General features: G+C 64.7%; 25 protein-coding genes. 15 read left to right on the top strand and 10 right to left on the bottom strand.

Annotated elements, in window-relative coordinates:
- Positions 1–132 precede the first annotated feature (132 nt).
- The 3 genes from IE071_RS11755 (at position 133) to IE071_RS11765 (ending at position 3,879) form a co-directional block, all read left to right on the top strand.
- A complete protein-coding gene (locus IE071_RS11755; protein ID WP_189441382.1) occupies positions 133–1,986 on the top strand; it encodes a M1 family metallopeptidase in 1,854 nt (617 codons plus the stop codon).
- 152 nt (positions 1,987–2,138) lie between these two features.
- Positions 2,139–3,128: an alpha/beta fold hydrolase gene (locus IE071_RS11760; protein WP_425503450.1), complete on the top strand. Its 990-nt coding sequence runs from the start codon at positions 2,139–2,141 to the stop codon at positions 3,126–3,128.
- Positions 3,129–3,291: 163 nt separating this feature from the next.
- On the top strand, positions 3,292–3,879 hold the full coding sequence (locus IE071_RS11765) for a sterol desaturase family protein (protein WP_189441383.1): 588 nt from the start codon (positions 3,292–3,294) through the stop codon (positions 3,877–3,879).
- A 68-nt stretch (positions 3,880–3,947) separates the two neighbouring features.
- Here IE071_RS11765 and IE071_RS11770 read toward each other — a convergent pair whose 3' ends face one another.
- The 4 genes from IE071_RS11770 to ttcA all read right to left on the bottom strand — a co-directional run bounded on the left by IE071_RS11770 (position 3,948) and on the right by ttcA (position 7,951).
- Positions 3,948–4,718 (bottom strand): M48 family metallopeptidase, encoded by a 771-nt coding sequence (locus tag IE071_RS11770; protein ID WP_189441384.1) that lies wholly within the window; start codon positions 4,716–4,718, stop codon positions 3,948–3,950.
- Positions 4,719–4,832: 114 nt separating this feature from the next.
- Positions 4,833–5,750 carry a recombination-associated protein RdgC gene (locus IE071_RS11775; protein ID WP_189441385.1) on the bottom strand — a complete coding sequence of 306 codons (918 nt, stop codon included), beginning with the start codon at positions 5,748–5,750 and terminating at the stop codon, positions 4,833–4,835.
- A 97-nt stretch (positions 5,751–5,847) separates the two neighbouring features.
- Positions 5,848–7,050 (bottom strand): amino acid aminotransferase, encoded by a 1,203-nt coding sequence (locus IE071_RS11780; RefSeq protein ID WP_189441386.1) that lies wholly within the window; start codon positions 7,048–7,050, stop codon positions 5,848–5,850.
- Between the two features lie 37 nt (positions 7,051–7,087).
- Positions 7,088–7,951, bottom strand: a complete 864-nt coding sequence (gene ttcA / locus IE071_RS11785) for a tRNA 2-thiocytidine(32) synthetase TtcA (RefSeq protein WP_189441387.1) — start codon at positions 7,949–7,951, stop codon at positions 7,088–7,090.
- Positions 7,952–8,077: 126 nt separating this feature from the next.
- Here ttcA and IE071_RS11790 point away from each other — a divergent pair, with 126 nt between their 5' ends.
- Positions 8,078–8,284 (top strand): YdcH family protein, encoded by a 207-nt coding sequence (locus IE071_RS11790; protein WP_189441388.1) that lies wholly within the window; start codon positions 8,078–8,080, stop codon positions 8,282–8,284.
- Positions 8,285–8,304: 20 nt separating this feature from the next.
- The gene (locus IE071_RS11795; RefSeq protein WP_189441389.1) at positions 8,305–8,925 is read left to right on the top strand and encodes a GNAT family N-acetyltransferase; all 621 of its coding nucleotides are present in this window, start codon (positions 8,305–8,307) and stop codon (positions 8,923–8,925) included.
- Here IE071_RS11795 and pssA read toward each other — a convergent pair.
- The 6 genes from pssA to IE071_RS11825 all read right to left on the bottom strand — a co-directional run bounded on the left by pssA (position 8,909) and on the right by IE071_RS11825 (position 17,239).
- A complete protein-coding gene (gene pssA, locus IE071_RS11800) occupies positions 8,909–10,309 on the bottom strand; it encodes a CDP-diacylglycerol--serine O-phosphatidyltransferase (RefSeq protein ID WP_189441390.1) in 1,401 nt (466 codons plus the stop codon). The genes IE071_RS11795 and pssA overlap by 17 nt on opposite strands.
- 80 nt (positions 10,310–10,389) lie before the next feature.
- A complete protein-coding gene (locus IE071_RS11805) occupies positions 10,390–11,382 on the bottom strand; it encodes an HlyD family secretion protein (protein ID WP_189441391.1) in 993 nt (330 codons plus the stop codon).
- Positions 11,383–11,390: 8 nt separating this feature from the next.
- A complete protein-coding gene (locus tag IE071_RS11810; RefSeq protein ID WP_189441392.1) occupies positions 11,391–11,591 on the bottom strand; it encodes a DUF1656 domain-containing protein in 201 nt (66 codons plus the stop codon).
- Positions 11,581–13,695 (bottom strand): FUSC family protein, encoded by a 2,115-nt coding sequence (locus IE071_RS11815; protein ID WP_189441393.1) that lies wholly within the window; start codon positions 13,693–13,695, stop codon positions 11,581–11,583. The genes IE071_RS11810 and IE071_RS11815 overlap by 11 nt, the downstream gene beginning before the upstream one ends.
- 148 nt (positions 13,696–13,843) lie before the next feature.
- Positions 13,844–14,251 (bottom strand): DUF4156 domain-containing protein, encoded by a 408-nt coding sequence (locus tag IE071_RS11820; protein WP_189441394.1) that lies wholly within the window; start codon positions 14,249–14,251, stop codon positions 13,844–13,846.
- Between the two features lie 126 nt (positions 14,252–14,377).
- Positions 14,378–17,239: a M16 family metallopeptidase gene (locus tag IE071_RS11825; protein WP_189441395.1), complete on the bottom strand. Its 2,862-nt coding sequence runs from the start codon at positions 17,237–17,239 to the stop codon at positions 14,378–14,380.
- Between the two features lie 270 nt (positions 17,240–17,509).
- Here IE071_RS11825 and IE071_RS11830 point away from each other — a divergent pair, with 270 nt between their 5' ends.
- The 10 genes from IE071_RS11830 (at position 17,510) to IE071_RS11875 (ending at position 26,580) form a co-directional block, all read left to right on the top strand.
- A complete protein-coding gene (locus IE071_RS11830) occupies positions 17,510–17,713 on the top strand; it encodes a hypothetical protein (protein ID WP_189441396.1) in 204 nt (67 codons plus the stop codon).
- Positions 17,714–17,753: 40 nt separating this feature from the next.
- A complete protein-coding gene (gene trmL / locus IE071_RS11835) occupies positions 17,754–18,224 on the top strand; it encodes a tRNA (uridine(34)/cytosine(34)/5-carboxymethylaminomethyluridine(34)-2'-O)-methyltransferase TrmL (protein WP_189441397.1) in 471 nt (156 codons plus the stop codon).
- Positions 18,225–18,251: 27 nt separating this feature from the next.
- The gene (locus IE071_RS11840) at positions 18,252–18,902 is read left to right on the top strand and encodes a ubiquinone biosynthesis accessory factor UbiJ (RefSeq protein ID WP_189441398.1); all 651 of its coding nucleotides are present in this window, start codon (positions 18,252–18,254) and stop codon (positions 18,900–18,902) included.
- Positions 18,899–20,545: a ubiquinone biosynthesis regulatory protein kinase UbiB gene (gene ubiB / locus IE071_RS11845; RefSeq protein WP_189441399.1), complete on the top strand. Its 1,647-nt coding sequence runs from the start codon at positions 18,899–18,901 to the stop codon at positions 20,543–20,545. Before IE071_RS11840 ends, ubiB begins: the two co-directional genes overlap by 4 nt.
- Before the next feature lie 84 nt (positions 20,546–20,629).
- A complete protein-coding gene (locus tag IE071_RS11850; RefSeq protein WP_189441400.1) occupies positions 20,630–21,373 on the top strand; it encodes a pseudouridine synthase in 744 nt (247 codons plus the stop codon).
- A gap of 9 nt (positions 21,374–21,382) precedes the next feature.
- A complete protein-coding gene (arfB, locus tag IE071_RS11855) occupies positions 21,383–21,805 on the top strand; it encodes an alternative ribosome rescue aminoacyl-tRNA hydrolase ArfB (RefSeq protein ID WP_189441401.1) in 423 nt (140 codons plus the stop codon).
- On the top strand, positions 21,802–22,398 hold the full coding sequence (locus IE071_RS11860; RefSeq protein WP_189441402.1) for a lysophospholipid acyltransferase family protein: 597 nt from the start codon (positions 21,802–21,804) through the stop codon (positions 22,396–22,398). Before arfB ends, IE071_RS11860 begins: the two co-directional genes overlap by 4 nt.
- Positions 22,399–22,731: 333 nt before the next feature.
- Complete coding sequence (locus IE071_RS11865; protein ID WP_189441403.1) at positions 22,732–23,748, top strand: NAD-dependent epimerase/dehydratase family protein; 1,017 nt, start codon at positions 22,732–22,734, stop codon at positions 23,746–23,748.
- Complete coding sequence (locus IE071_RS11870) at positions 23,714–25,105, top strand: glycosyltransferase family 2 protein (RefSeq protein WP_189441404.1); 1,392 nt, start codon at positions 23,714–23,716, stop codon at positions 25,103–25,105. Before IE071_RS11865 ends, IE071_RS11870 begins: the two co-directional genes overlap by 35 nt.
- On the top strand, positions 25,102–26,580 hold the full coding sequence (locus IE071_RS11875; RefSeq protein ID WP_229792873.1) for a PgaA family protein: 1,479 nt from the start codon (positions 25,102–25,104) through the stop codon (positions 26,578–26,580). Before IE071_RS11870 ends, IE071_RS11875 begins: the two co-directional genes overlap by 4 nt.
- The last annotated feature ends 2 nt before the right edge of the window (positions 26,581–26,582 follow it).

Genomic DNA, 26,582 nt, shown 5'->3' on the forward strand with positions numbered 1-26,582 from the left:
ATCCGGCGCAAGAACCGGCGTATGCGATCGATCCGCATTCGACCAGGGAGTTGCCGTAAACCCGGCTTCCGCCACGGGCGGCCGCAACAGGTGCAATGGCATACTCGGCGTTTTCCGGTTCGAGAGTTCCCCATGCGCCTGCTCCCCGCCCTCGCCTTCGGTACGCTGATGTTGCCGCTGGCCGCCTACGCCAGCGACCCGAATTCCTACGCGCAGCCCGACCAGGTGCGCGTGACCCATCTGGATCTCGATCTGAAGATCGACTTTCCGCAGCGGCAGCTTGATGGCCGGGCCACGCTGAAGCTGGAGTGGAAGAATCCCAAGGCGCAGTCGCTGGTACTGGACACGCGCGACCTTAAGATCGCAAAGATCGAGGCGCTCGGCGCCGACGGCAAGGCCACGCCGCTGAAATATGCGCTGGCGCCGCGCGACAAGCAGCTCGGCAGCAAGCTGACGATCGCCACGCCGAAGCATCCGGCGCAAGTGCGCATCGTCTACACCACCTCGCCCGACGCGTCCGGCCTGCAGTGGCTGACGCCGGCGCAGACGGCTGACAAGAAACTGCCGTTCATGTTCTCGCAGTCCGAGTCGATCCATGCGCGTTCGTGGGTGCCACTGCAGGATTCGCCGGCGATCCGTTTCACCTACGACGCGCACGTCAGCGCGCCGAAGGACGTGCGCGTGGTGATGAGTGCGATCAACGATGCGAAGCATCCGTTGAATGGCGACTTCACCTTCGATCAGCCACATCCGATTCCGTCCTACCTGCTGGCGATCGGCGCGGGCGACATCGCGGTGAAGGAAACCGGACCGCGTTCGGCCGTCTATGCGGAGCCGTCGATCGTCGACAAGGCCGCGCATGAATTCGAGGACACCGAGAAGCTGATCGCCACCACCGAACAGCTGTACGGCCCGTACGCGTGGGGCCGCTACGACATCCTGGTGCTGCCACCGTCGTTCCCGTACGGCGGCATGGAAAATCCGAACATGACGTTCGCCACGCCGACCGTGCTGGTGGGCGACAAGAGCCTGGTCTCGCTGGTCTCGCATGAACTGGCGCATTCGTGGTCGGGCAACCTAGTGACCAGCGCCGCATGGCGCGACATCTGGCTCAACGAGGGCTTCACCACCTACGTGCAGGGCCGCATCACCGAGGCGGTGTACGGCAAGTCGCTGGCCGACGAGGAAGCGTTGCTGTCGGCCCGCGCGCTGCAGAAGAGCATCGGCGCAATGCCGGTCAACTCGCAGAAGCTGGCGCCCGATCCGCGCGGCGTCGGTGCCGACGATTCGCTGTCCGACGTCGCCTACGACAAGGGTTCGTGGTTCCTGCGCACGCTGGAGCTGCGCTTCGGCCGCGAGGACTTCGACGCTTATCTGAAGGGCTACTTCGCCCACTTCGCCTGGCACAGCATCAGCACCGAGCAGATGCTCGACTACATGAAGCCGAACCTGATCGAAAAGTATCCCGGCAAGATGAGCTGGGATGAAGTGAAGGTTTGGGTCTACGGTGAAGGTATTCCGAAGGATGCGCCGCTGCCTGATTCGCCGCGCTTCAACACGATCGACCAGGAACGCACGGATTTCCTCGCCGGCAAACTCGACGCCGACAAGCTCGACGCGAAGGGCTGGAACACGCAGGAATGGATGTACTTCCTCGACCGCCTGCCCGACGTTGCGCCGCTGGACAAACTGCAGCAGCTCGACGCCGCCTGGCATCTGACCGGCACCCCGAACGCGGAGATCGGCATGCGCTGGTACAGCCATGCGATCGCTGGCGGCGACAAGGCCGTGTGGACGGCTGCCGCCGAGCACATGACGCGAATCGGCCGCTTGTATCTGACCGTGCCGCTGTACAAGGCCTTCGTGAAAACGCCGGACGGCCTGGCCTATGCCGAACAGGTTTACGCCAAGGCCAAGGCCGGCTATCACCCGCTGACCCAGCAAGTGGTGGAAGAACTCATCGACAAGGCGAAAAAAGCGAAGTAACCACCGCTCCTCCTCCTGCTCGCAGGGGGGAGGCTGGGAGGGGGTGACGCTCTTGATCTGCAAGCCTGGATCAAAAGCGAACCCCTCCCCAACCCTCCCCTGCGTTGCAGGGGAGGGAGCGATATCCGTCACGACTCCTCCAAGAAACCACCATGCCGTCATCAACAAAACCCACCACCACGCCACTGTGGAAACGCATGCTGTTCCGCCGGCTGAAATTCCTGGCGTGGCTGGTCGCCCTGCTGGTCATCGTGCTGGGCGGCAGTTACCTGTTCGCGCCGCAGTGGCTGCTGCAGGCGAACTTCAAGCGCGAGGCGATGGCGGCGCACTTGGACACGCATTCGGTACAGGCCGGCGATACGCGCTGGAGCTACTACGAGGGCGGTGACGGCCCGACCATCGTGATGCTGCACGGCTTTGCCGCGAACAAGGAAGTCTGGCTGGAAACGGCCAAGCTGCTCACGCCGCACTTCCACCTGATCATTCCCGATCTGCCCGGCTGGGGCGAATCCTCGCGCGTGGCGGACGCCAGCTACAACATCGACGCCCAGGCCGCGCGCCTCGATGGATTCGTGCAGACCTTGCGCCTGCAGCGCTTCGTGCTGGTCGGCCATTCGATGGGCGGTGCGATCGCCGGTGTCTATGCAGCCGAGCATCCCGAGCATGTGGCCGAACTGGCGCTGGTCGATGCGTTTGGCCTGCAGGCCACACCGAATGCGCTGGCGCGCGAGGTACTGGCTGGCAAGGATCCGTTCGTGTTCGACGACCGTGCCGGCTTCGCCCGCGCCACCGCGCTGGCCTTCGAAAAGCCGCCGGTCGTACCCGGCCGACTCATCGATGTCCTGGTCAAGCGCAACCAGCAGGACCACGCCTTCATCGAGCACACGCTCAACGAGCTGAAGCAGCCGTCGCAATATCTCGCCGTGCAGAACCGGCTCGGCCAGTTGAGCATGCCGGTGCTCGGTCTGTGGTGCCATGACGACAAGATCATCGACATCTCCGCGCTGGACAGCCTGCGCAACGGCCTGACCGCCGCCAGCGCGATCAGCGCCAGCACCATCAACGGCTGCAACCATATGCCGATGCTGGAAAGGCCTGAACAGACCGCGCAGATCCTCACTGGCTTCGCGCTGTCGCACTGAATCGGGCCCGCTGGATCGGCCTATCCGCGCCGATCCGGTCATCTGCGAGTCAGCCGCCCCAAGCACATCATTGTGAATTGATGGTGACAACATGGGAGAATGGCAGCTATCTCCCGCGCTTTGGTGTGCTTCCTTGCATGAAAACGGAACGATGCAGCAACCGATGAAGCAAAGCCTTATACGCTCAGGCGTGGATGCGATCGTGCGGATGTCGAGCACCCGCACCAACTACTGGGCCGAACTCGGCGTGGACACCGCGCTGGGCCTGCTGCTGCTCGTCGCCGGCTGGCGACTGCACGCCGGCAGCGCGCTGACCGCCTTGCTGGCCATCGGGCTGGGCTTGTTCGCCTTCAGCTTCATCGAGTACTTCTTCCACCGCTGGATGTTCCATACGCGAATCCCGCTGTTCAAGCAGGGTCACGATATGCACCACGAACGTCCGCTGGGCTACGACTCGCTGCCGTTCTTCCTGCCCGCGGTGGTGCTGCTGGCGCTGGCCGGCCTCTTCGCGCTGATCATGCCCACCGGTTTCGCGCTGCTGATGGCTGGTGCCATCACGTTCGGCTACATCGCCTACGGGCTGAGCCATTTCACCATCCATCACGTGCGCTTCAAGCGCCCGCTGCTGCGCCGCTGGGCCGGCGCCCATCACGTCCATCACTACCATCCGGGCAGCAACTTCGGCGTCACCACGCCGCTGTGGGATGTGTTGCTGGGCACGCGCTACGTGCGGCAGGCCCGCAAGCTCTGAATACGCCTCAGCCGATCCACGGGATCATCCGCGGTATGTGATCCATCCTGTCGGCGACGTCGCGATGATCAATCGGCGACGTCGTCGATCAGCCGATCGAGTTCCGATTTGAGGATCGCGCCGTGCTGGCGCAGCCAGTCACGCTGCTCGCGCCAGTCCGGAAACAGGTGTTCGACCTGCGTCCAGAACCGCGGCGAATGATTGCGGACCTTGAGGTGACACAGCTCGTGCACCAGCACGTAGCGCAGCGCCGCCGGTGGTGCCAGCGCCAGTGCCAGATCGAGGTTGATGCGGTCACGGGTGTCGAGGCTGCCCCACAGGCTTTTCATCGGACGAATCCGCAGCGACGTCGGCGCCAGCCCGAGCTGCGGCACGTAGCTGGCCAGCCAGCGCGAAACATCACGGCGGATCAGCGCTTCCAGATGTGAGGCGAGCAGGCCACGGGCGATCGGCAGCGCGCGCGTATGTGGCCGCGGGATCACCAGGGTCAGCCCGGTCTCATGCGGTTCGATCTTCGGATAGGCGCCTTCAGCCCAGTCCAGCTCGGCCAGCTCGCCGCGCAACGGGAACGTGCATGGATAGCCCACGCGCAACGGCGGCAGCGGCCTCACGATCAGGTTCAGCTCGTCGAGCTTCTGCTCCAGCCAGTCGGCATGGCTGCGCAGGAACGCGCTGACCTGGGCCGGGTGGGTGCCGTTCGGATAGGTCACCCGCGCGCCCTTGGCGGTGATCGTCAGACGCAGGCGGCGCGCGCGCGGATGGGCAGACTTCAGCACGCGGATGATGCTGCCGCCCACCGTCGCCAATTCCAGCCAGTCGCCTTCCAGATGCTGCGCCATGAGCCTGCCGTCGTACCTCGGCCAAGTGTTTTCTGCAATGGAATCCGCTGCGCCGGAAAGCGAGCGGATGACCAGTATGCCGTGCCCGGATGACTTGTGGTGTGGATTTTTTGTTCAGCTTTCCGCAGGCCGTGGCAGGCCAAACCACTCCTCCAGCTTGCCCAGCAACCGCTCCAATTCCAGCGTCAACAGGGCGAAACTGGCGTCCAGCTCGGCCTGGGCATCCTGCTGGCTGTCGCCCAGCTCGTCCATCACCACATCCAGGAATTTCAGCTTGCGGATGATCAGATCCTCGCCCAGCACGAAGCTGATGCGGTCGTCGAAGGTCAACCCGAGCAAAAACACCTGCTTGCCGTTACGCAGGTGCTCCTTGACCTCCTCGGCATCCAGATCCTGCCGGCGGCAGCGGGCGATCGCGCCAGTGGCGGTGGCTGGGTCGCGCAGTTCGCACTCGTCGCCCAGGGTCAGCCCGGCTGGCAGGTTGCCGTTGGCCAGCCAGTCGGTCATCAGCACGCGCGGGCCCTCCTCGGGTGCTAGCGGTACCGCCGGAAAGCTGCCCAGCGCCTCGCGGATCTGGGTCAGCGCGTTCTCGGCCGATTTGCGGCTGGAGGTATCCAATACCAGCCAGCCGTTTTTCTTGTCGACATAGGCGGACATGCGCGACTGCCGCACGAACGCGCGCGGCAGCAGCTCGGTCAGCAGGTCTTCCTTGATCCGCTTGCGCTCGCGACCGCCGACCTTGCGGCCTTCCTCCTCGGCAATCTTCTGCACCTTGCGATGCAGTTCGTCGTTGATCACCGCGGCCGGCAGCAGCTTGTCTTCGCCACCGACGGTCATCAGCGTGCACTGCTTCACCGTATGCGTGAGCGGCTCGCCTTCGCCGCGGCCAACCGGCGGCACGAAACCCTTGGTGAACATTTCCAGCGGCCCGCACGGACGCAGCCGGTGCTCGGCCAGCACTTCGTCGAGGCGGTTCAGATCGGTGGCAACAGCGGGGGAAAAACGGAACAGCGTGAGATTGCGAAAAAACATTCAAGATCCGGATGAGGTGCGGCCCGAGGGCGAGGTTTGCTTTACCGTCGTTCCGGCGCAGGCCGGAATGACGGTGCGATGTTTGGCAAAAAGAGGATCAGCCGCTGACTGCCGCCACGGCGGCAGCGACGGTGTCGAGATTGCTGCGGTTGAGTGCGGCCACGCAGATGCGGCCACTGTCGAGCGCGTAGATCGCGTACTCGTCGCGCAGCCGATGCACCTGCGCCTTGCTCAAGCCCGAATAGGAAAACATGCCGGCCTGCTTGTTGATGAAGCTGAAATCCGGCGCGCCGAGCACGGCCAGCTTGTCGACAAAACCTGCGCGCATCGCATGGATGCGTGAACGCATCTCGCCCAGCTCCTGTTCCCAGCGCGCGCGCAACTCGGTACTGCCGAGTACGCCGGCAACCAGGCTGGCACCGTGCGTGGACGGGCTGGAATAGTTCGCGCGAATGGTCTGCTTGATCTTCGACAGCAACCGCGCCGCCTCGTCGCGATCGGCACCGACCATCGACAGCGCACCGACCCGCTCGCCATACAGCGAGAACGACTTGGAGTACGAGTTGGCGACCACGAACGCCTCGATCCCGGACGCCTCCAGCAGGCGCACCGCGGTGGCGTCCTGCTCGGTACCCTTGTCGAAGCCCTGATAGGCCATGTCGATGAATGGCAACAGCTTGCGTTCCTGCAGCAGCGCGATCACCTGCTGCCATTGCGCCGCATCCAGGTCCACGCCGGTCGGGTTGTGGCAGCACGCGTGCAGCAGCACCACGGTACCCGGCTCCAGCTTGCCCAGATCCTCCAGCATGCCGGCGAAATCCAGGCCATGGCTGGCCGCATCGTAGTAGCGGTAGTCGAGCAGTTCGAAGCCGGCGGTGCGGAACACCACGTGATGATTGCCCCAGCTCGGATTGCTGATCGCAATCTTCGCGCCGGCGCCGGCCACCTGCTTGAGCAGATCAGCCGCCACGCGCAACGCCGCGCTGCCGCCGATGGTCTGTGCGGTCGCGACCCGCCCGGCTGCCAGCAGCGACGATTCGGTACCGAACAGCAATTGCTGGGTAACCCGGTTGTAGGCCGCCAGACCGTCGATCGGCAGGTAGCCGCGCGGCTTGCCAGCCGCGACCAGCGCCTGCTCCACTTCGTGCACCGTCGGCAACAGCGGGATGCGGCCCTGCTCGTCGATGTAGATGCCCACGCCCAGATTGATCTTGCCCGGACGCGGATCGGCCAGATAGGTCTCGGTCAGACCCAGGATCGGATCGCCCGGAGCCATTTCAACGGATGCAAAGAAAGACACGGTGATTACTCGGCAGGTGATGTGGAAAGGGAGGTATTCAAGCTTGCGCGGCCACGGTCTCATCCGCTGCGTCGGCCATCCATGTCGACGTTTCCGCCGGCGACGCGCCCAGGCTGAAATCGAACAAGCTGCGATCGGCCAGCTGCGAGGGTGACACATGGGCCAGCGCACGGAAGATATTCTCGCTGCGACCGGGCTGCACTTGCTCCCATTCGGCCAGCATGCGTTGCACCGCCTTGCGCTGCAGGTTGTCCTGCGAGCCGCACAGGTTGCACGGGATGATCGGGAACTGCTGCTGCGCCGCGTATTCGGCGATATCGCTTTCGCGGCAATACGCCAGCGGCCGGATCACCACGTGCCGGCCGTCGTCCGAGCGCAGCTTCGGCGGCATCGCCTTCAGCTGCGCCTGATAGAACATATTGAGGAAGAACGTGGCGAGGATGTCGTCGCGATGATGGCCCAAGGCAATCTTCGTGATGCCATTCGCAGCGGCCCACGAGTACAGCGCGCCACGGCGCAACCGCGAGCACAGGCTGCACATCGTCTTGCCGGCCGGGATCACCCGCGTCACCGTGCTGTAGGTGTCCTGCTCGATGATGTGGAACGGCACGCCGCGCGCGCTCAGATATTCCGGCAACACATGTTCGGGAAAGTCCGGCTGCTTCTGGTCCAGGTTCACCGCGATCAGCTCGAAGCGCACCGGCGCCTTCGCCTGCAACTGCAGCAGCAGGTCCAGCAAGGTGTAGGAATCCTTGCCGCCGGACAGGCACACCATCACCTTGTCGCCGGCCTCGATCATGCCGAAATCGCCGATCGCCTGACCCACCTGGCGACGCAGGCGCCGGGCCAGTCTGTCGGCCTCGGCGGCTGGCGTGCGGGTGAACTCGGGCGGGGCGGGCATCGGAACCAAAGCAAGCGGCCCATCGGACGGAAAGGACCCCCATTGTAGCGGTCTCGTCGCCCGGCTTCCGAACGGGCAAACGGCGTTAGACTAGGGGAACCGCCCCCCCAAGCCGCCGCGATTGCCATGCAGGTTCAGGATCACGCTGAAATCGTCCATCTGCTCGCCGAGCTGAAGATGGAACATCGCGACCTCGATGCCGCGATCGATCAGCTGGCCACTGCGATCGGTCGCGACGAATTGCAGCTGACCCGCCTGAAGAAACGCAAGCTGCTGCTGAAAGACAACATCGCCCGGCTCGAGAGCAAGCTGATCCCCGACCTCGACGCCTGAGCCCCGCCGCTGGAATCCCGATGAATCGTCTCGCCCCGACCCGCCTGCACGACGAGCACGTCGTGCTGGAACCGTTGAGCCTCGATCACGTGCCGGCGCTGGAAGCCGCCGCCGCCGACGGCGAGCTGTGGAACCTGTGGTTCACCAGCGCACCCGCACCGGGCCAGGCTCGTGGCTATGTCGAAAAAGCGCTGCAAGGCCAGGCCGATGGCCTGATGTTGCCGTTCGCCGTGCGCGAAACATCCAGCGGCGAGATCGTGGGAACCACCCGCTATTACGACTACGTGGCCGACTTGCCGCGCCTGGCGATCGGCTACACCTGGTACGCGAAACGCTGGCAGAAAAGCCATCTCAACACCGCTTGCAAGCGCCTGCTGTTGCAGCATGCGTTCGAGACGCTGGACTGCGTGGCAGTGGAGTTCCACACCGACCATCGCAACCTCGATTCGCAACGCGCGATCGAGCGTCTGGGCGCACAGCGCGAAGGCGTGCTGCGCGCGCACAAGCGACGCCCCGACGGCAGCCTGCGCGACACGGTCTGCTATTCCATCCTCGCTGGCGAATGGCCGGATGTGCAGCGCTGGCTGGGCTTGCGACTGCAGCGCCTGAGCCAGGCACCAGCGATCACAGCAGCCGATTGACCAGCCGGTCGAGCCGCGTTCGGTTCAGGCGCTTCAATTGCTTGCGCACCTCCGCCGGGTAATGCCGCGGGCTTTCCAGCGCGAGATGATCGGACAGCCGAGTGGCATGCCGCTTCAACGCCACCCATTCGGCCTGATGCCTGGCATGCAGCAATCGCGCGGGATCGCGCAGCAACAGACCATTTTCCAGATCCAGCGCCCAGGCGCGCGGGTTGAGGTTGTTGCCGGTGAGCACCGCCATGTCGTCATCGACGAACAGGCCTTTCAGGTGATAGCTGTTGTCGCCGTCACGCCAAAGATGGATGTTCAACTGGCCGCTGTCGATCTGCCGGCGATGCGCCCGCGCGAAGCGCCGCAGATTGTTCTCGTACAGGTACGGCAGCAGGCCGATCGTCTTGAACGGCTGCCCCGGCGGAATGTAGAAATCGTTGGAGGTCTTGTCGCCGACCATGATGTCGATCGTGCAGCCGCGCCGCAGTAGCTGGCCCAGCACGATGCGCACTGGCCTGGGCAGGTTGAAATACGGCGTCAGCAGGATCACCCGCTCGCGCGTACTGCGCAGCAAGGCGAGCAAGGTGTCGTTGAGTTGGTTGTCGCTGCGGCCGAAGCCGAGCAGTGGCGTTACCGTCACGTCGGCCGGCCCTGCAACATCACTCGCCACGTCATAACGGGCCTGCTGCAGGGCCTGTCGGAATTCGCGGATCGGTGCCTGCAGTGTCCGTGTGGCGGGAACGTCCGGCACATTCAACCGGCGCACGGCATCGCTCTCGACGAAGCTGCGCTGCACGAAGTCCGCCATCGCGTCGGCCAGCCCGCGATGCTGCAGCAGGTGGTAACGATCGAGCCGATAACGTCCGTGCCGTTCGAGATAGACATCATTGAGGCTGGCGCCGCTGTACAGCACGGCATCGTCGATGACGAAGCCTTTCAGGTGCAGCACACCAAACAACTCGCGGTTTTGCACCGGCACACCGTAGATCGCCACGCCCGGCCCGAGCCGCCTGGCGTACTCGCGATACATGCCGGCATTGCCTTCGCTCTTCTGCTTGCCGATCAAGCCGCGCTGGGCGCGATGCCAGTCCACGAAGACGGAAATCTGCAATGCCGGATGACGCGCCTTCGCGGCGTACAGCGCGTCCAGCACCTCGCGGCCACCCTCATCATCCTGCAGGTACAGCGTCACGATCACGATGCGGCGTGTGGCCTGCGCAATCTGCTGCAGCAGTGCCCGCCGGAACGCCGATGGATCGGGTAACACCTCGATGGCGGCAGCCGGCACCGCGAACGCCGGCAGCGCCTCCAGCCATGCGTCAGCCTTGGGCTTGCGCAGCGGTGAAAGGAGGCGCTGCGCCAGGCGGCGCGGGGAGGTCATCAGCTTGTTCATGGGTGATATGGCATCCGAAACAGCGCTCATCATCGCAAACTGCTGCGAATGCGCCTATCCGCTGCCATCCGAAGATCAAGTTAGTGCGGCTTCACCTCGATCGTGGCGGTCATGCCTGCGGCGAGTATCAGGTCGGCCGGCAGATGATCGCTGTCGATCGCGATGCGCACCGGCACGCGCTGGGCCAGCCGCACCCAGTTGAAGGTGGGATTGACGTTGGAGAGCAGATCCGTGCCGGTGGGATTGTCGCGATCGCCAATGCCGCGCGCGATGCCGGTGATCGTGCCCTTGAGGTGTACGCCACCGGCCATCAGGCGAATGTCCACCGGATCGCCAATACGCAGCTGCGGCAGCTTGGTTTCCTCGAAGTAGCCGTAGATGTAGTAGCTGTGGCTGTCGATCAAGGCCAGCCGCGGGCTGCCGACGACGGCGTAGTCGCCCACCCGGACCTCGAGGTTGGTGACGTAACCGTCCGCCGGTGCGCGCACTTCGGTACGGGCAAGGTTGAGCTTGGCGGTGTCCAGCGCGACCTGCGCCTGCTCCACGGCGGCCAGCGCCTGCTCGCGCGCGGCGCTGGCCTGGCTGCCGCTGGCCTGTGCCTGCTGCCAGCCGGCGCGGGCAGCCATGGCGGCAGAGGCCGCGTCGGTGCGCGTTTCCTTGGCGATCACGTCGCTGAGTTGCTGGCGTCGCGCGGCCTGTTCCTGGCGCATCTCGAACTCGGTCTTGCGCGCGGCGGCAGCGGCCTGCGCGGCATTGATGTTCGCTCCAGCGGCGCGCGAACTGGCTTCGGCGGCGGCAAGGTTCGCCGTGGCCTGCGCCACCGCGTACTTGTAGCGGTCCGGATCGATCGTGAACAACAAGTCGCCCTTGCGCACGGTCTGGTTGTCGACCACGGCCACCTGCGTCACCAGCCCGGATACATCCGGTGCGATGCGCACCACCTCGGCGCGCACGCGACCGTCGCGGGTCCACGGCGCATACAGATAGTGCCTCCACAGCGCGTGCCCGAGCAGCAGCGCGACGACGACGACGACGGCAGTGATCAGGAAGCGCAGCAATGACTGGGTTTTCATGGGATGACTCAGTGGATCAGCAACAGTCCGGCAACGCCGAACAGACAGACAAACAGGGCAAGCCGGAACAGCGAGGGATGCCACACCTGGCGATACAGGCCAAGGCGGCCGACCAGCATGTCGAGCAGCACCATCAGCAGCAGGCAAAGGATGAACACCGGCAGCAAGCTCGGCACCAGCACGCCATAGATGGCGATCTCATGCGGCATGAACGGACTCCGGCGAAGGTGGCGGGATATACGTGGCGAACGGCGATTCATCATCGCGCAATGCGCTGCGCAGCTGGTACAGAGGCAGGCGCAACGGCTGCTCGGCGGCAGTGGCGATCGCCGCATGCACCGCCGCGTCCGCTTTGCGCCAGCGCGCAGCATCCGGCGCCTGATACAGCCGCGCGATCGCATGCATCGCGGCAGTCGCTGTGTCACGCACGGCCGGCGCGATCTTGCTGTCGGCGGCCAACTGCTGACGCAACTCGATCATCGTGCGGCCGCTCTCCAGCACGGCGAGTGCCCACGCCAACATGCTGCGCGATTCGTCGCTGCCCGGCCGTGTATAGGTCACCACCTGCTGGAACAGATCGCGAACGAGGCTTTCGAAACGCCACGCCAGACCCTCCAGCGGCGCGGTCGCCGCCAACACGGCCTGCTCGCGCAAGCGGCGGAACTGGCGTGTGCGTTGCCAGCTGCTACCGATCACGCTCGGCAGCAGGATGAAGGCAGTGCCGGCCAGCGCGAGGCCGGCGACCTGCGCGACCCCGTCGTTGAGGAAATGCGCCGGGTCGTACACCATCGGATTCTTCAGCGCGAGGATGTTGACGAAACCCAACGTGTAACCGGGGCCGACGCCCGGCAAGGTATCGCGCGTGCTCAGGTATGGGCCGATCAGCATGAATCCCGCACTCGCGCCGATCAACCACGCAAAATCATTGCTGCCCGGCAGCAGCACATACACCACCAGGAATGCCCCCAGCATGCCGGCGACATAGCCAAGCAAGGTGTGCGTGGTGGCACTGAGCGGATTCGGCGAAGCGGCCAGCAGGCCGCTGAAGACCGTCGCCAGCAACATCGCGCCGGCGCCGAAAGGCCAGCCACTGGCCAGCCAGAAGGCGCTGAGCGCCCCCATCGTGAGGAAGGTGCGCAGCACGCTGACCAGCGCGCCAGGGATGTCGTTGCTGCGCTTGAAATGCACCTTCTCCACGCTGCCGCGCACCTGTGCCTCGCGCAGCGAACCTTCCAGCGTGGCGAAGTCACGCAACTCCATCACAAAACGCTGCAGCAGCGCGGCGCCGGTGTCGAATTCCAGCTGCGCCAGTGGCTCGGACAGCGGCGCACGCAGGGCCGCGACCTGCGCCGGCAGCTGCACCACGCATTCGTCCAGACGCGCTGCGAGTACGACAGACTGGTGCTGCTGCGCCAGCGCGGGCGAGAGTGCGTCGCCAAGCGGCCGGTACAGCGCGATCAAGGCGTCCGCGACACTCGGGCTGCCACCGCGCTGCAAGCGGTTGATCAGGTGATGCAACGACTGGAAGCTGGTCGCCGCGGCCATGTAGCGCTGGTTGAGCAAGCGCATGCGGGTGCTGCGCGCGTGCACTTCCGGATCCTCGAAGATCACCGAGGCACGCATGTCCTCCAATCGCACCGCGGCGCGCGCCAGTGCGAGATTCGCATGCTCCATCTGTTCGCGCGGCATGTTGCCGGCCGTGCTCTCACGCACGAAGTCGATGAACACGTTGAATTGCGCCTGCGCGTTCTGCCGCAACAGCAGGCGCAGACGTTCGGGCCAGACCAGATCGCTGACTACCGCGGCCACCAGGATGCCGAGCAAGACCTCGCTGACGCGCATCACCGCCGAATCGAACACGTCGAGCGGATTGTTGATCGCCGGCAAGGTGACGATCGCGGCGGTGTAGCCGGCCAGCACGAAACCATAGGACATGAAGTTGCGATACAGCGTCGCACCACCGGCGCACAAACCCACCCACAATGACAAGCTCAGCAGGAACAGTTCACGCTGCTGCGGAAACAGCGACATCAGCGCCAGTCCGAACAGACTGCCGGCCAGCGTGCCGATCGCACGATAAAAACTCTTTGCCAGCACCATGCCGCTGTGCGGATGCATCACGATCGACACCGTGATCATGGTGGTCGATGGCTGCTCCAGCTGCAGCCACATCGCCAGCCACGCCGCGAGGTAGATCGCCAGCAGCGACTTGCCCACGAAGATCCAGGCGCGCCACTCGCCGGCAAGAAACTCGGCCAGCCACGGCCAGCGCGATGAGGCCGGCACGGATTCGATGGCGGGAACAACAGACATCGCTCAACCCTGCTCCAGCTGCGCCGCCTCGCCAAGGAGGACAGAGGCAATCAGAGCGCCACATTACCAGCGCTGTCGATGTCCGTGGCGTGGACGCGTACGAAAAAGGCGCCGCGAGGCGCCTTTCGTTTCCAGATGGCCGCCGGATTCAGCCGCCGTGTACCGGGAAGGTCTGCGCGTTGCCGGATGCGCCATTCGGGTTGGTCGGGGCGCTCGGCGAGTGCGTCGATGGAGTCTGGTGCGCGCCGCACTGGTAGGCACCCCACGGCTGCGAGCCGTTGGACGGTTCGGCCAGCGGCTTGATCGTGTCGGCGTGCATCTGTGCCGCCTGGTTGCGCGCCAGTACTTCCAGTTCGTCGCGCACGGTGATCGTGTTGCGGTCGACCGGGCCGACATGATCCATCACCGACACGGTGACCTTGCCCAGTTCCTTGCACGAGGAGACATCGCCGCTCCACGCGGTACGCACGTTTTTCGCGGCGTCGTCCATGGTGATGCCCCAGCTGCAGGCGCTCAGCAACAAAACGGGGACGAGCAACAACAGGGTCTTGCGCATGGCTAGCTCCGCAACGGTGACAAGGTATGAAAACAGACAGACCGGGCCGTCGCCGACCCGGCCCCATCCTAACGCGAGGATGTCAGCACGTCCCCCAATGAATCCGGAACACCCGCACAGGTCGACTTACTTCACCGGCTTGCCGTCGGCATCGAGCACCTGCACCTCGCCCAGCTTCAGCGCGCGGATCGGCGCCTCGATCTTCTTCAGATCGCCGACGATCACCCAGGTCAGCTGGTCGGGATGGATCAGCTGTTTTGCTGCCGCTTCCACCGAAGCGTCGCTCTGTGCCTCGATGCGCGACTTCAAGGTCTGCACGTAATCATCCGGCCGGTTGTACTGCGCGATGCCCTGCAACGCGCCCATCACCGCCGAAGTGGTCTGGTAACCGCCCGGCATGCTGCGCACGTCGCCGACCTTGATCTTGCTGATCTCCTGCGCGGTCAGCGGCTTGTCGCCGATCACACCTCTCGCTTCCTTCAACATCTCGGCCACCGACGGCGCGGTCTTGTCGGTCTGCACCGGCGCGTACAGCAGGTACGGACGCTGACCCTTGGCATTGCTGAGGAAGCTGAAGGCACCGTAGGCCCAGTGCTTGTCCTCGCGCAGGTTCATGTTGAGACGCGAGGTGAAAGTGCCGCCGAAGGCACCGTTCATGGTCTGGATCTCCAGATTGTTCGGCGCTTCGGTGGACGGCGCCAGACTGCCGGCAAGAATCAGACTCTGCTGCGCACCCGGGCGATCGACCAGATACACGCGCACCTGTTTCGGCGCGGCGACCTCGCCGATGTTCTTCACCGGCAACTTGCTGGCCGGTGCCTTCCACTGGCCGAACGCCGCGTTCAACTGCGGGATGATCTTGTCCAGCGTGGTGTCGCCGGCGACCAGGATCTTCATGTTGTCCGGACGGATGAAGTCGGTCATGAACGTGCGCATGTCGTCAGCGGTCAGCGACTTGATCGACGCCTCCGTACCGGTGCCGGTGAACGGGATCGCATACGCGTGACCTTTGCCGTACAGCAGCGGCGGCAACGTGCGCAGCGCGATGCCGGTCGGCTGGCTTTTTTCCTGGGCGATGCCGGCCAGCCACTGACCGCGGATACGACTGATGTCGGTTTCACGGAAGGCCGGGTTGCGCACGATATCGGTGAACAGTTCGAGCGACGGCTTCAACTGGTCGTTCAGCGCGTTCAACGAGGCGTTGCAATAGTCCAGCCCGCAACCGGAACCAATGATCGCGCCGAGGCGCTGCTTGCGCTTGGCAATCTCGACCGAATCCAGCTCCTTGCTGCCCTCGTCGAGCATCGACATGGTGAAGCTGGAGGTGCCCAGCTTGCGACCCTGGTCGGCCGCGTAACCGGCATCGAACAGCAGCTGCAGTTGTACCGCCGGTACCGTGTGGCGTTCGGCCAGGATCACCTCGACACCGTTGTCGAGCTTGCCACGCTGCAGCGTGGGGAAGCTGAGATCAGGGAACGTGTTGACCTCGGGCACACCCTTGCTGCGGTCGACGTCACTCTTGACGACGCGATAATCACCCTTGGCCGACAGCACAGGCGCCGGTGCGCCGGGGGCCGCGGCACGGCCGCTGGCCGTCGCCATATCGGTGGCTTCGACCTTGCCCGGCACCACGGTCAAGGTGTAATCGCCCTTGGCGATCCACTGGTTCGCCACCGCGCTGACGCTGGCCGGCGTGGCCGCCATGAACTCATTGAAGTCCTTCAGGTATGCGCCCGGATCGCCCTGATAAAGCTGGCCCTCGGCCAGGATCGACGCCTGCGTGTTGACATTCTCCAGCCCGCGCACGAACGAGGCGCGAGTTTCGGTCTTGACTCGCGCCAGTTCATCCGCGCTGGGACCGTCTTTCAGGAATTTCTGCCACTCGTCAGCAATCGCAGCATCGACCTGCTTCGGGTCGACACCCTTTTTCACGTCGACCTGCAACTGGAACAGGCTGGCCAGTACGTGCTGCTGCACGTCAACGGAAACGTCATCGGCCAGCTTGTCCTGATAGACCAGCCGCTGATACAGCCGCGAGGTCTTGCTGCCGCCCAGCACGGCGGCGGCGATCTCCAGCAGATTCTCGTCGCTGGTGCCGCGGCCCGGCGCATTCCACTCGCGATAGATCCGCGTCTGCGCCACGTTGTCGGTCATCGTGCCGTGGGTCGACGTGTCGCGCGGCGCCACCCACGGCTGCGGCCGCGGCACCTGCGGACCGGCGGCAATGTCGCCGAAGTACTTCAGCATCTTTTCCTTCGCCACCGCCGGCGTGATGTCGCCGGACAGCACGACGACCGTATTGGCGGCGCCGTAGTAGTCGCGGAACCACTGCTTGACGTCGCCCAGCGAGGCCGCGTTCAAGTCGTCCATCGAGCCGATGGTGTCGTGGTGATATGGATGATTGGCCGGAAACGCCTCGGCCTGGATCATCTCGCCGGCGCGGCCGTACGGCTGGTTCTCATCCTGGCGCTTCTCGTTCTGCACCACGCCGCGCTGTTCGTCGAGCTGCGCCTGGCCGATCGCACCGAGCAGATGGCCCATGCGGTCGGACTCCATCCACAGCGCCATGTCCAGCGCGGTGGTCGGCACGGTCTCGAAATAGTTGGTGCGGTCCAGCCAAGTGGTGCCGTTCTGGTCGGTGGCACCGGCCAGCTCGAACGGCTTGAAGAATTCGTCCTTGTGGTTCTCCGAGCCCTGGAACATCAGGTGCTCGAACAGGTGCGCGAAACCGGTCTTGTGCGCCGGCTCGTACGAGGAGCCGACGTGATACCAGATGCTCACCGCCACCACCGGCGCCTTGTGATCCTCATGCACCACCACGGTCAGGCCGTTCGGCAGCACGAAGCGGTCGTAGGCCAGCTCGGGGATCTGTTGCGTGGTCGCGGTCGCTGCAATCGTCGCCGTCTCGGGAGAAGCCAGCGCCAGCGGCGCGCCAACGGTCAGGGTCAACAGGCCGGCGATGAGCAGGGCGAGCGGTTTCTTTGCCACGGTGAACCTCCTGTTTCACGAATGAGTCCACGCAGGCTAACGGCGCTATCGACCCGTCGCAAATGACTTGCGGCATGGGTGACCGCGCCACTCCGGTGAAGTGTCCGGCTGTCCGCTGCCGTGCGCCCTGCTGTCCGCGGACAGCTCACTCGCTTTCGCCATCATCGATTGTCTCAATGAAAATCAATCACTTGCGGCTAAGCCAAGGCTTGGCACAGAGCTTGCTCCATCTGGGCTACAGGGCTTCCACCTTTCATCGGAGACATGATCATGAAATTCGAGACATTGATGTTGCGCGGCCTGTTCATCGCCTGCCTCGCCGTGTGCGGTCTGATCTTTGGTGCGATGTTGACCACGACACCACCCGCCACCCAGTTCGCCGCCAGCAACCGCCTCGGCACCATCCTGCTGGCTGCGCCGAGCAGCTGCGCCTTGCCGCCGGATGGCGTGGTCTGCCCGCTGCCGCGCGGTTGAGTTTCGGCGAAACCTCGCCCGGACACGCGATAATGGCCGGATGCTGCATGTCATCCTGTTCCGACCCGAGATCCCGCCGAACACCGGCAACGTGATTCGCCTGTGCGCGAACACCGGCGCCGCGCTGCACCTGATCCGACCGCTCGGCTTCGAGCTTGACGATGCACGGTTGCGCCGCGCCGGACTGGACTACCACGAGTACGCCCGCGTCGCGGTGCATGACGACCTGGCCGGCTGCCTCGATGCGATCGGCGCACCACGCGTATTCGCCTTCACCACCCGCGGTCGAGTCGCCCACGTCGATGCAGGCTTTGCCGATGGCGACGCGCTACTGTTTGGTTGCGAGACCGCCGGCTTGCCGGTGGATGTGCTGGAAACGATCCCCGCCGAGCAGCGACTGCGCCTGCCGATGCGTCCGGACAGCCGCAGCCTGAATCTGTCGAACACGGTTGCCGTAGCGGTGTACGAAGCCTGGCGCCAGCTCGGCTTTGCCGGTGCCGCAGACGTCTAGCCGCAGCCGCCGGGCTACAATCGCCGGATGAATGCCGCCACTCCCAACTCCTGGTTGCCACAGCCGCTGCGCAAGCTTGCCGGCCGCGCGCTGGAAACCGCGCTGAATCACACCTTGTCGCTGGACCCGGACACGCAGCAGCGACTTGCTGCGCTGAACGGCCGCAGCGTGCAACTGCATCTGCGCGGACCGGAAATCGCCCTGGCGGTGACCGTCGAAGACGCACGTCTGAAAGTCGGACCCCCGCTAGACGACAGCCAGCTGCGCGTCGCCGCCACGCCGGGCAGTCTGCTGGCGATGATGTTCCGCCGTGACGACGACGGCATTGCGCCAGGCAAGGTGGAAATCGCCGGTGACGCCGAGCTGGCACGCCGGCTGGAGAAACTCGCCAGCAAGTTCGCCCCGGATTTCGAGGAAGCGTTCGCGCGCACCTTCGGTGACGTGCTCGGTGTGCCGCTGGCCAAGGCCGTGCGCAAAGGTTTGGCTCACGCCCGCGAAACCGCCACGCATCTCACCGAAGACAGCGCCGACTGGCTGCGCGACGAGGCACGTGTTGCCTTGGCGCCCGGTGAAGTCGAGGGTTTCCTCGATGGCGTGGACCACCTGCGCGAGCGCAGCGAGCGGCTGGAGTCGCGCGTGCAGCGATTGATGCAACGCCTGCAAGGCAACGCCGCGTGACGCCGCTGAAGGTGGTGCCGCGGCTGCTGCGGGTCGCTTCGGTCCTGCTGGCATACCGCCTCGACGAACTGGTCGATGCCGCGCATCTGTACCGTCCGCTGAAGCTGTTGCGCCCGCTGGTGGCACGGCCACGTATCGATATCCGCAACCTGTCGCGCGGCGAGCGCCTGCGCCACGCGCTGACCGATCTGGGACCGATCTTCGTCAAAGCCGGCCAGGTACTGTCGACCCGCCGCGATCTGGTACCGCTCGACATCGCCGACGAACTGGCCCTGCTGCAGGATCAGGTCGCGCCGTTCCCTGGCAGCGAGGCACGCGCGATCGTCGAGCGCGAACTGAAGTCGCCGATTGGACGTCTATACGCCCAGTTCGACGAAACCCCGCTGGCCTCGGCCTCGATCGCCCAGGTGCACGCGGCCACGCTGCACGACGGTCGCGAGGTCGTGGTGAAGGTGCTGCGCCCCGGCATCGATGCGCAGATCGCGCGCGATGTGAAACTGCTGCGCTCGCTTGGCGAGCTGGCCCAGCGCTGGCATCCGAACGCCGACAAGATCCGTCCGCTCGACGTGGTCGCCGAAGTCGAGAAGATGTTGGAGAACGAGCTGGACCTGCAGCGCGAAGGCGCCAGCGCCAGCCTGCTCAAGCGCAACTTCGACAGCGGTGTGGATCTGTACGTGCCGGCCGTGCACTGGGAACTGACCGCGCAGCGCGTGCTGACGCTGGAGCGCGTGCACGGCATCAGCAGCGACGACATCGCTGCGATCGACGCCGCCGGCCTCGACCGCAAGGCACTCGCCGCGAAAGGCGTGCGCGTGTTCTACGAGCAGGTGTTCCGCGACAACTTCTTCCACGCCGACGCCCACCCCGGCAATATCTGGGTCGATCCGACGCGCACCGGCGAGCCGCGCTTCATCGCGCTGGATTTCGGCATCATGGGTTCGCTGCCGGAGGCCGACCAGTACTGGCTGGCGCAAAACTTCATCGCCCTGTTCGAACGCGACTACGCGCGCATCGCGCAGTTGCATGTCGCCGCCGGCTGGATGCCGGCCGACGTGCGGCTGGATGAACTGGAAGCCGCGGTGCGCACGGTGTGCGAGCCGTACTTCACCCGCCCGCTGTCGCAGATCTCGCTAGCTGAACTGGTCGTCAAACTTTTTCAGACTGCGCGCCGCTTCGAGCTGACGTTGCAGCCGCAGCTGATCCTGCTGCAGAAGACCCTGCTCAATATCGAAGGCGTCGGCCGCATGCTCGATCCGGAGATCGACATCTGGGCGGTGGCACATCCGGTGCTCAAACGCATCCTGCGCGAGCGCTACAGCCCGCTACGCACCTTACGCGACGTGCGCAAGCGCCTGCCCGAGTGGCTGCACAGCGCGCCGCAGTTCCCCGAGCTGGTACGCGACGCGCTACGTCAGATCGGGCGCGGTGAACAACGCAGCGTGAGCGATCCGCAGGCACTCCAGTTGCTGCGCGAGAACGCCAAGCGCCTGCACCAGCTGCTTGCCTGCGGGTTGCTCGGTGCGGCGCTATTGATCGCGTCGACGCTGTTGTGGACGTTGACATCGCAGCAAGGCATCTGGCTGCCGCTGTGTGTGGGTATTGCCGGTGTGCTGGCCTTCGTGGTCGGCTGGCCGCGCCGCTGATCATGGCCATGTAGGAGCCCGCTGGCGGGCGATGCTCTTGCGTGATTCATCGCCCGCCAGCGGGCTCCTACACGAACAACCCACATGCTCGAGATTCTCTACCAGGACGACGCGCTGATCGCGGTGAACAAGCCGGCGAACCTCGCCGTGCATCGTTCGAAGATGGTCGGCAATGCCGAGGAATTCCTGATCGACCAGCTGCGCGAGCAGATCGGCGACAGCGTGTATCTGGCGCACCGGCTCGATCGTGCGACCAGCGGCGTACTGCTGGTCGCACGCAGCAAGGAAGTCGCTGCCGCGCTCGGCGAACAGTTCATGGGCCGCTCGGTGCGCAAGCAGTATCTGGTGGTGGTGCGCGGCTGGCCCGATCCGCTGGAAGACGTGATCGACTATCCGCTGCCCGGCTCACGCGAGACTGGCCCGCGCCGCGAGGCGCGCACGCAGTACCAGCGACTGGCCACGATCGAGGTACCGATCGAGCTTGGCCGCTATCCGCAGCAGCGTTACGCGCTGGTGCTGGCCGAGCCCGAGAGCGGTCGCTTCCGGCAGATCCGCAAGCATCTGGCGCACATCCATCATCCGGTGATCGGCGACTGCCAGCACGGCCGCGGCGATCACAACCGCCTGTACAAGCAGTACTTCGGTTGTCACCGGATGCTGCTGCACGCGTGGCGTCTGCGCTTTGCGCATTCGCTCAGCGGCAACCCGATGTTGATCGAGGCGCCACTCGATCAGGAGTACACCAGCCTGCTCGAGCGTTTCGACTGGCCGCGGCCACCGTTCGACGAAAGCACGCTCGCCTCCACCAGCCGCCCAGACGCCGGCTAAACTGCCGACATGTTGATCGTCAGCCCCAGCATCACCCTGCCCGAATCCGAACTGGTCGAACGCTTTCTGCGCGCCGACGGCCCCGGCGGGCAACATGTGAACCGCACCGAGAGTGCGGTGGAGCTGCGCTTCGATGTGATCAACTCGCCGTCGCTGCCGGAAGAAATCCGCGCGCGACTGCTGGCACGACGCGACCGCCGCATGACCAGCGAAAGCGTTCTGGTGATCCAGGGCCGTCGCTTCCGCGACCAGGCACGTAACCGCGACGACGTGCGCGAACGCCTGATCGAGATCATCCGCGGCGTCCTGGTTCCGCCGAAGAAACGCGTCGCCACCAAACCGACCCGTGCCTCGAAGGAACGCCGCCTGGTCGGCAAGCAGCAGCGCGGCAAGATCAAGCAGGCCCGTTCGCGTAAACCGGATCTCGAATGAAGGGATATCTTCTAGCACCGACGCAATTGCCACCGCGCATGCCGCATCTGCGCGACGGTTGGCGGCGCAAGACCTGCCGCGCCGTATTGCGGCTGTGCGGCTGGAGCCTGGTCGGCAAATTCCCCGATGTCCCCAGGGCGGTGCTGATCGCCGCACCGCATTCGTCATGGTGGGACGGCGTCTGGGGTCTGCTCATGAAGGTGGGCATCGGTGCCGATGTGCATTTCATGGGCAAGCAGGAGTTGTTTCGCGGGCCACTTGGCAGCCTGCTGCGCCGGCTGGGCGGGATGCCCATCGATCGTGGCGCCGCGAAAGGCGTGGTCGAACAGATGATCGACCAGTTCCGCCAGCGCGATGCGTTGTGGCTGGGCATCGCTCCAGAGGGCACACGCAAACCGGTGAAACGCTGGAAAAGCGGCTTCTGGCATATCGCCCACGACGCCGGCGTGCCGATCGTGATGGCCTGGTTCAACTATCCCGACAAGACCATCGGCATCGGCCCCTTGTTCGAGACCAGCGACGACATGGAGGCGGATCTCGCCCGCCTGCGCGCGTTCTATGCGCCGTTCAAGGGCAAGCATCGCAACGTTTGAGCCTGGAGTGCGGTGGGATAATTCGCGCCACGCCGACCGTTTCAGCTCATGGGACGGGTAACTCCGATAAAGAGCAGGCCTCGTCTGCCCGCGCCTGCCATAGGCCATAGGCATGTGCGACGGTATTTTCAGTCACTTCCTGACCCATTGCGGCGGTTGTCCAGCCCGTGCGGGCATGCGCCCAGGATCAACCACACCAGTTTTCCAGTCCTAGCATATTATTTTACGCTTTGGCATAGTGCATGCTTGTCTCACGAGCAAGCAAATGTGATTCGGTTCACATTTTTGATCGAAATTTTGATCACAGCTCGGAGCACACAGGGGAACTTCGACATGCACGTATTGATCACTGGTGGAGCCGGCTTCATCGGCTCCCATCTCGCAGCGCTGCATCTTGCCCGGGGCGACAAAGTCCATGTAGTGGATGATCTGTCGACCGGCTCGCGCGCCAATCTGGCCCCCTTCGAGTCGAAGCCGTCTTTCCGCTTCGACGAAGCAGATGTGCTGACCTGGCCGCTGCTGCAACAGGCTGCCGCCTGGGCGGACCGTATTTACCATCTGGCCGCCGTCGTCGGCGTGTATCGCGTGATCGCCGAGCCTACGCGGGTGCTGGCCACCAATATCGCGGCCTGTGAGCGACTGTTCCGCACTGTCGCTGCCGGCGGCTGGTTGCCGCAAGTGGTCGTCGCTTCCAGTTCCGAGGTCTACGGCCACCAGCACGAAGGTCTGCTGCACGAGAATATGGATCTGAGCGTATCCACCCGCGTCGGCACGCGCTGGAACTACTCGGTCAGCAAGATCGCGGACGAAGCACTGGCGCTGTCCTATTCGCAGAAATTCGGCATACCGGTGCTGGTCGCGCGCTTCTTCAACACCATCGGGCCGCGCCAGGTTGGCCGCTATGGCATGGTCGTGCCGCGCTTCGTGGATCAGGCTGTGCGCGGCGAACCGATCACGGTCTACGGTGACGGCGAACAAACCCGCTCGTTTTGCGATGTGCGCGACAACGTGGCCGCCATGGATTTGCTTGCCTCACGGGAAAGCCACGATGCGCTGGTCGCGAATATCGGCAACGACCGCGAAATCAGCATGAACGACCTGGCCAGGCTTATCTGTGAGCGCGCCGGCAGTGACTCGAAAATCTGCCATGTGCCTTACCTGAAGGCCTATGGTGAGGATTTCGAGGATATCCAGCGGCGGCGGCCTGCGCTGGATCGCCTGCGCACACTCACCGGCTTCGAGCATCGCTACACGCTGGAAGACACCCTCGACGAACTCATCCTTGAACGCCGAGCCGCCTTGGCAGGGACTGAACATGGCCACCGCCCCCTGGTTTGTCATCAGTCCTAACGCGCTGCTAAGCATTATCGGCTTGCTGCGCGGTCCGGACCGGACCGTACCCACACCTACCCACGACTGGCGCACGGCCGTGGTGGACGTGGTCATTCCGGCCTATCGCGAGGCGGAGAACATCACTCACTGCCTCGTCTCGGTGGCGCGGCAGACGCTCAAGCCACGCAACATCATCGTGGTCGACGACGGCAGCACGGACGCCACAGCCAGTTGCGCCGAACAGGCAGCGCAGCGACTGGGCCTCAACGTCCAGGTGATCCGGCGCCAGTCGTCGATCGGCAAGACGCCCACGATCAAACGGCAGGCGCGCGAGTTCGACTCGGACGTGGAGTTCATCCTCGACGGCGACACCTTCCTGGAATCGCCCGACTACATCGCCCGCTGTGTCGAGGAACTCTACAAGGGTGCCGGCATCGCCTCGGTCTGCGGCCGCGTGCTGCCGATGCGCCTGGTAGATCGCCGCAACCTGGCCGCAACGCCGGAATACGCTGCGGTGCTCGCCGGTGCGCCCTTCATCGACCCCAAGGCCGCGCGCAGCCGACTGCAGCTGATGTGGTGGGGGTTGACCAACATCTACCGCGATTGCCTGTACCGCTTCCTGCAGGGCTTCGTGTTTCACGGCCAGGCGGTCTTCTTCGGCGGCATCACCAACCCGGTGGGTTGCGCCGTGGCTTACCGCCGCGAATACGTCAAGGATCTGTTCGACCGCTATGAGCCGCAGTTCGGCGACAACCTGACCAATTCCGAAGACATTTTCATCGGCTTCGCCCTGATCAATCAGGGCTACCGCAACTCCCAGCTGCTGGACGTGACAGCACGCTCGGAGGAGCCGCTGGCCACCCAGCTGCCGCGCCAGATCTCGTTGTGGTCTTCTTCCTTCCTGCAGAGTTGCTACTACTTCGATCCGCTGGTCCGCAGCCCGTTCAAGGTGTTCGCACGCCTGCGCCGGCGCTGGGACGAGAAGCACGGCGAACACGGGCAACACATCCAGGAAATGCGCAAGATCCAGGAACCGTACCGGCAGGCGTTCGGCGAGCAAGTCACCAAGCGTTACGGTCGCCCGCTCGGCTGGATCATCTTCATGTCCGCGATCGAGAAGATCGGTTTTCCCACCGCGCTGATCGTGCTGGTCCTGCTGCGCTGGTGGGAACCGCTGCTGATCACCTTGCTGGCGGAATCGGTGCTGTCGCTGATGGTGCTGACCGTGATCTCTCGTGGTGAGCGCCTGAAGATGCTGGGCAAGGGACTGCTGGTGACGCCGTTGCGTTACGCCCTGGTACTGACCGAGATCCGCACGCTCGGCCAGTTCGCCATCGACCTGTGGATTACGGGGAACCGCAAATGGCGCAAATGACCTCCCGCCGTCGGACATCGACCCGCATTTCGGCGCTGGGCCGAGCCAGCCTGCTCGCCTGCGCGCTCGCTTGTACCTTGTCCCTGAAACCGGCTTTCGCGCAGAACGCAGTCGCCTACCAGCCGGCGCTGGACGCTGCCTGGGCCGCACACACCAGCGAAGCGCTGCACCTGATTGACGCCTATCTCGCCAAGCACCCGGACGACCATGCCGCGCGGCTCGATCGGGCGCGTTTCCTCGCCTGGCTCGGCGACTACGCGAAGGCGGACGACGCGCTGGCAGGGTTCGGCGCTGATGACCAAGAAGCCGCCGCGCTGCGTGCACGGGTGCTGGCCTGGGCCGAACGCCGCGATGCCGCGCTGGCGCTCAACACGCCGTTGTACGCGGCCGACCCGAGCGACTATGACAACGCCTGGACTCAGGCGCTGATCCTGCGACAGGGAGAATGGCCGTACCAGGCCTTGCCGGCGCTGGCCGCCGTGCAGGCGGTCAAGCCGGACGACAAGGACACCAACGACCTCGCCAAGGCGGTGCGCCTGCCGCTGTTCTCCTCGATCGGCCTGACGCCCTCGCTGTATAGCGATTCAGATCACATCGAAATCCGCAGCATCGGCGCCGATACCAACCTGTGGCTGTCGGATCGCTGGCGGCTGCTGGCCAGCGCCACGCGACGCGAGCACTCGGCCGCCTTCGGCGGGCCGTTCGCGCCGCTGCTCGGCGACAACCAGGTCGACGAGGATCGCATTGGCACAGGGCTGCGCTTCGCACCATCGCCCGACACCGCACTGGAGCTGTGGATGGGCAATTCGCGGATCGACAGCGGTGTCGGCAGCGACAACAAAACGATCGGCCACCTGCTGCTCTCGCAACGCGCCAGCGACGCCTTCCTCTATGCACTCACCTTCGACCGCGACCGCGTCGATCAATCGCCGCGCGCGCTGGCGGTGATGCGCCATGGCCTCACTGCCGACCTGCGCTGGACGCCGACGCTGCGTGACCGCTTCGATGCGCGCATCGCCAGCGACGATTTCGACGACGACAACCACCGCACTTCGGTGCTGGCCAACTATGCCCATGCCATGTACCGCGGCGGGCGAGTGACGTTCGACCTCGGTCTGCAGGCGGAGGGTCAGCACAACACCCGCAACACCGGCAATGGCTACTACAGCCCCGATCGCTACCGACGCTATGCTGCCGTGGCTTCCAGCTACATCTCGCTGGGCCAGGAAGCCGGGTTGTACCTGTCGGCCGCGCTCGGCCAGCAGAGGGACGAGACTTTCGACAACTGGAAACGCGCCACCGACGTCAACGCCGAGCTGACCGTCGGCATCTTCAGCCATTGGCAGTTGGTCGGCCATGTCGGGTACAGCCAGCGCCTAAACCAGTTCGGCCACTACGAGGGCACCACCGTCGGGCTGAACCTGCGTTACCGCTTCTGCGAGTTCCGCGCCAGCCGCTGCCCATCAGTGCGTTGAAC

The organism is Rhodanobacter panaciterrae, from assembly GCF_014651895.1.
Taxonomy (GTDB): Bacteria; Pseudomonadota; Gammaproteobacteria; order Xanthomonadales; family Rhodanobacteraceae; genus Rhodanobacter; species Rhodanobacter panaciterrae.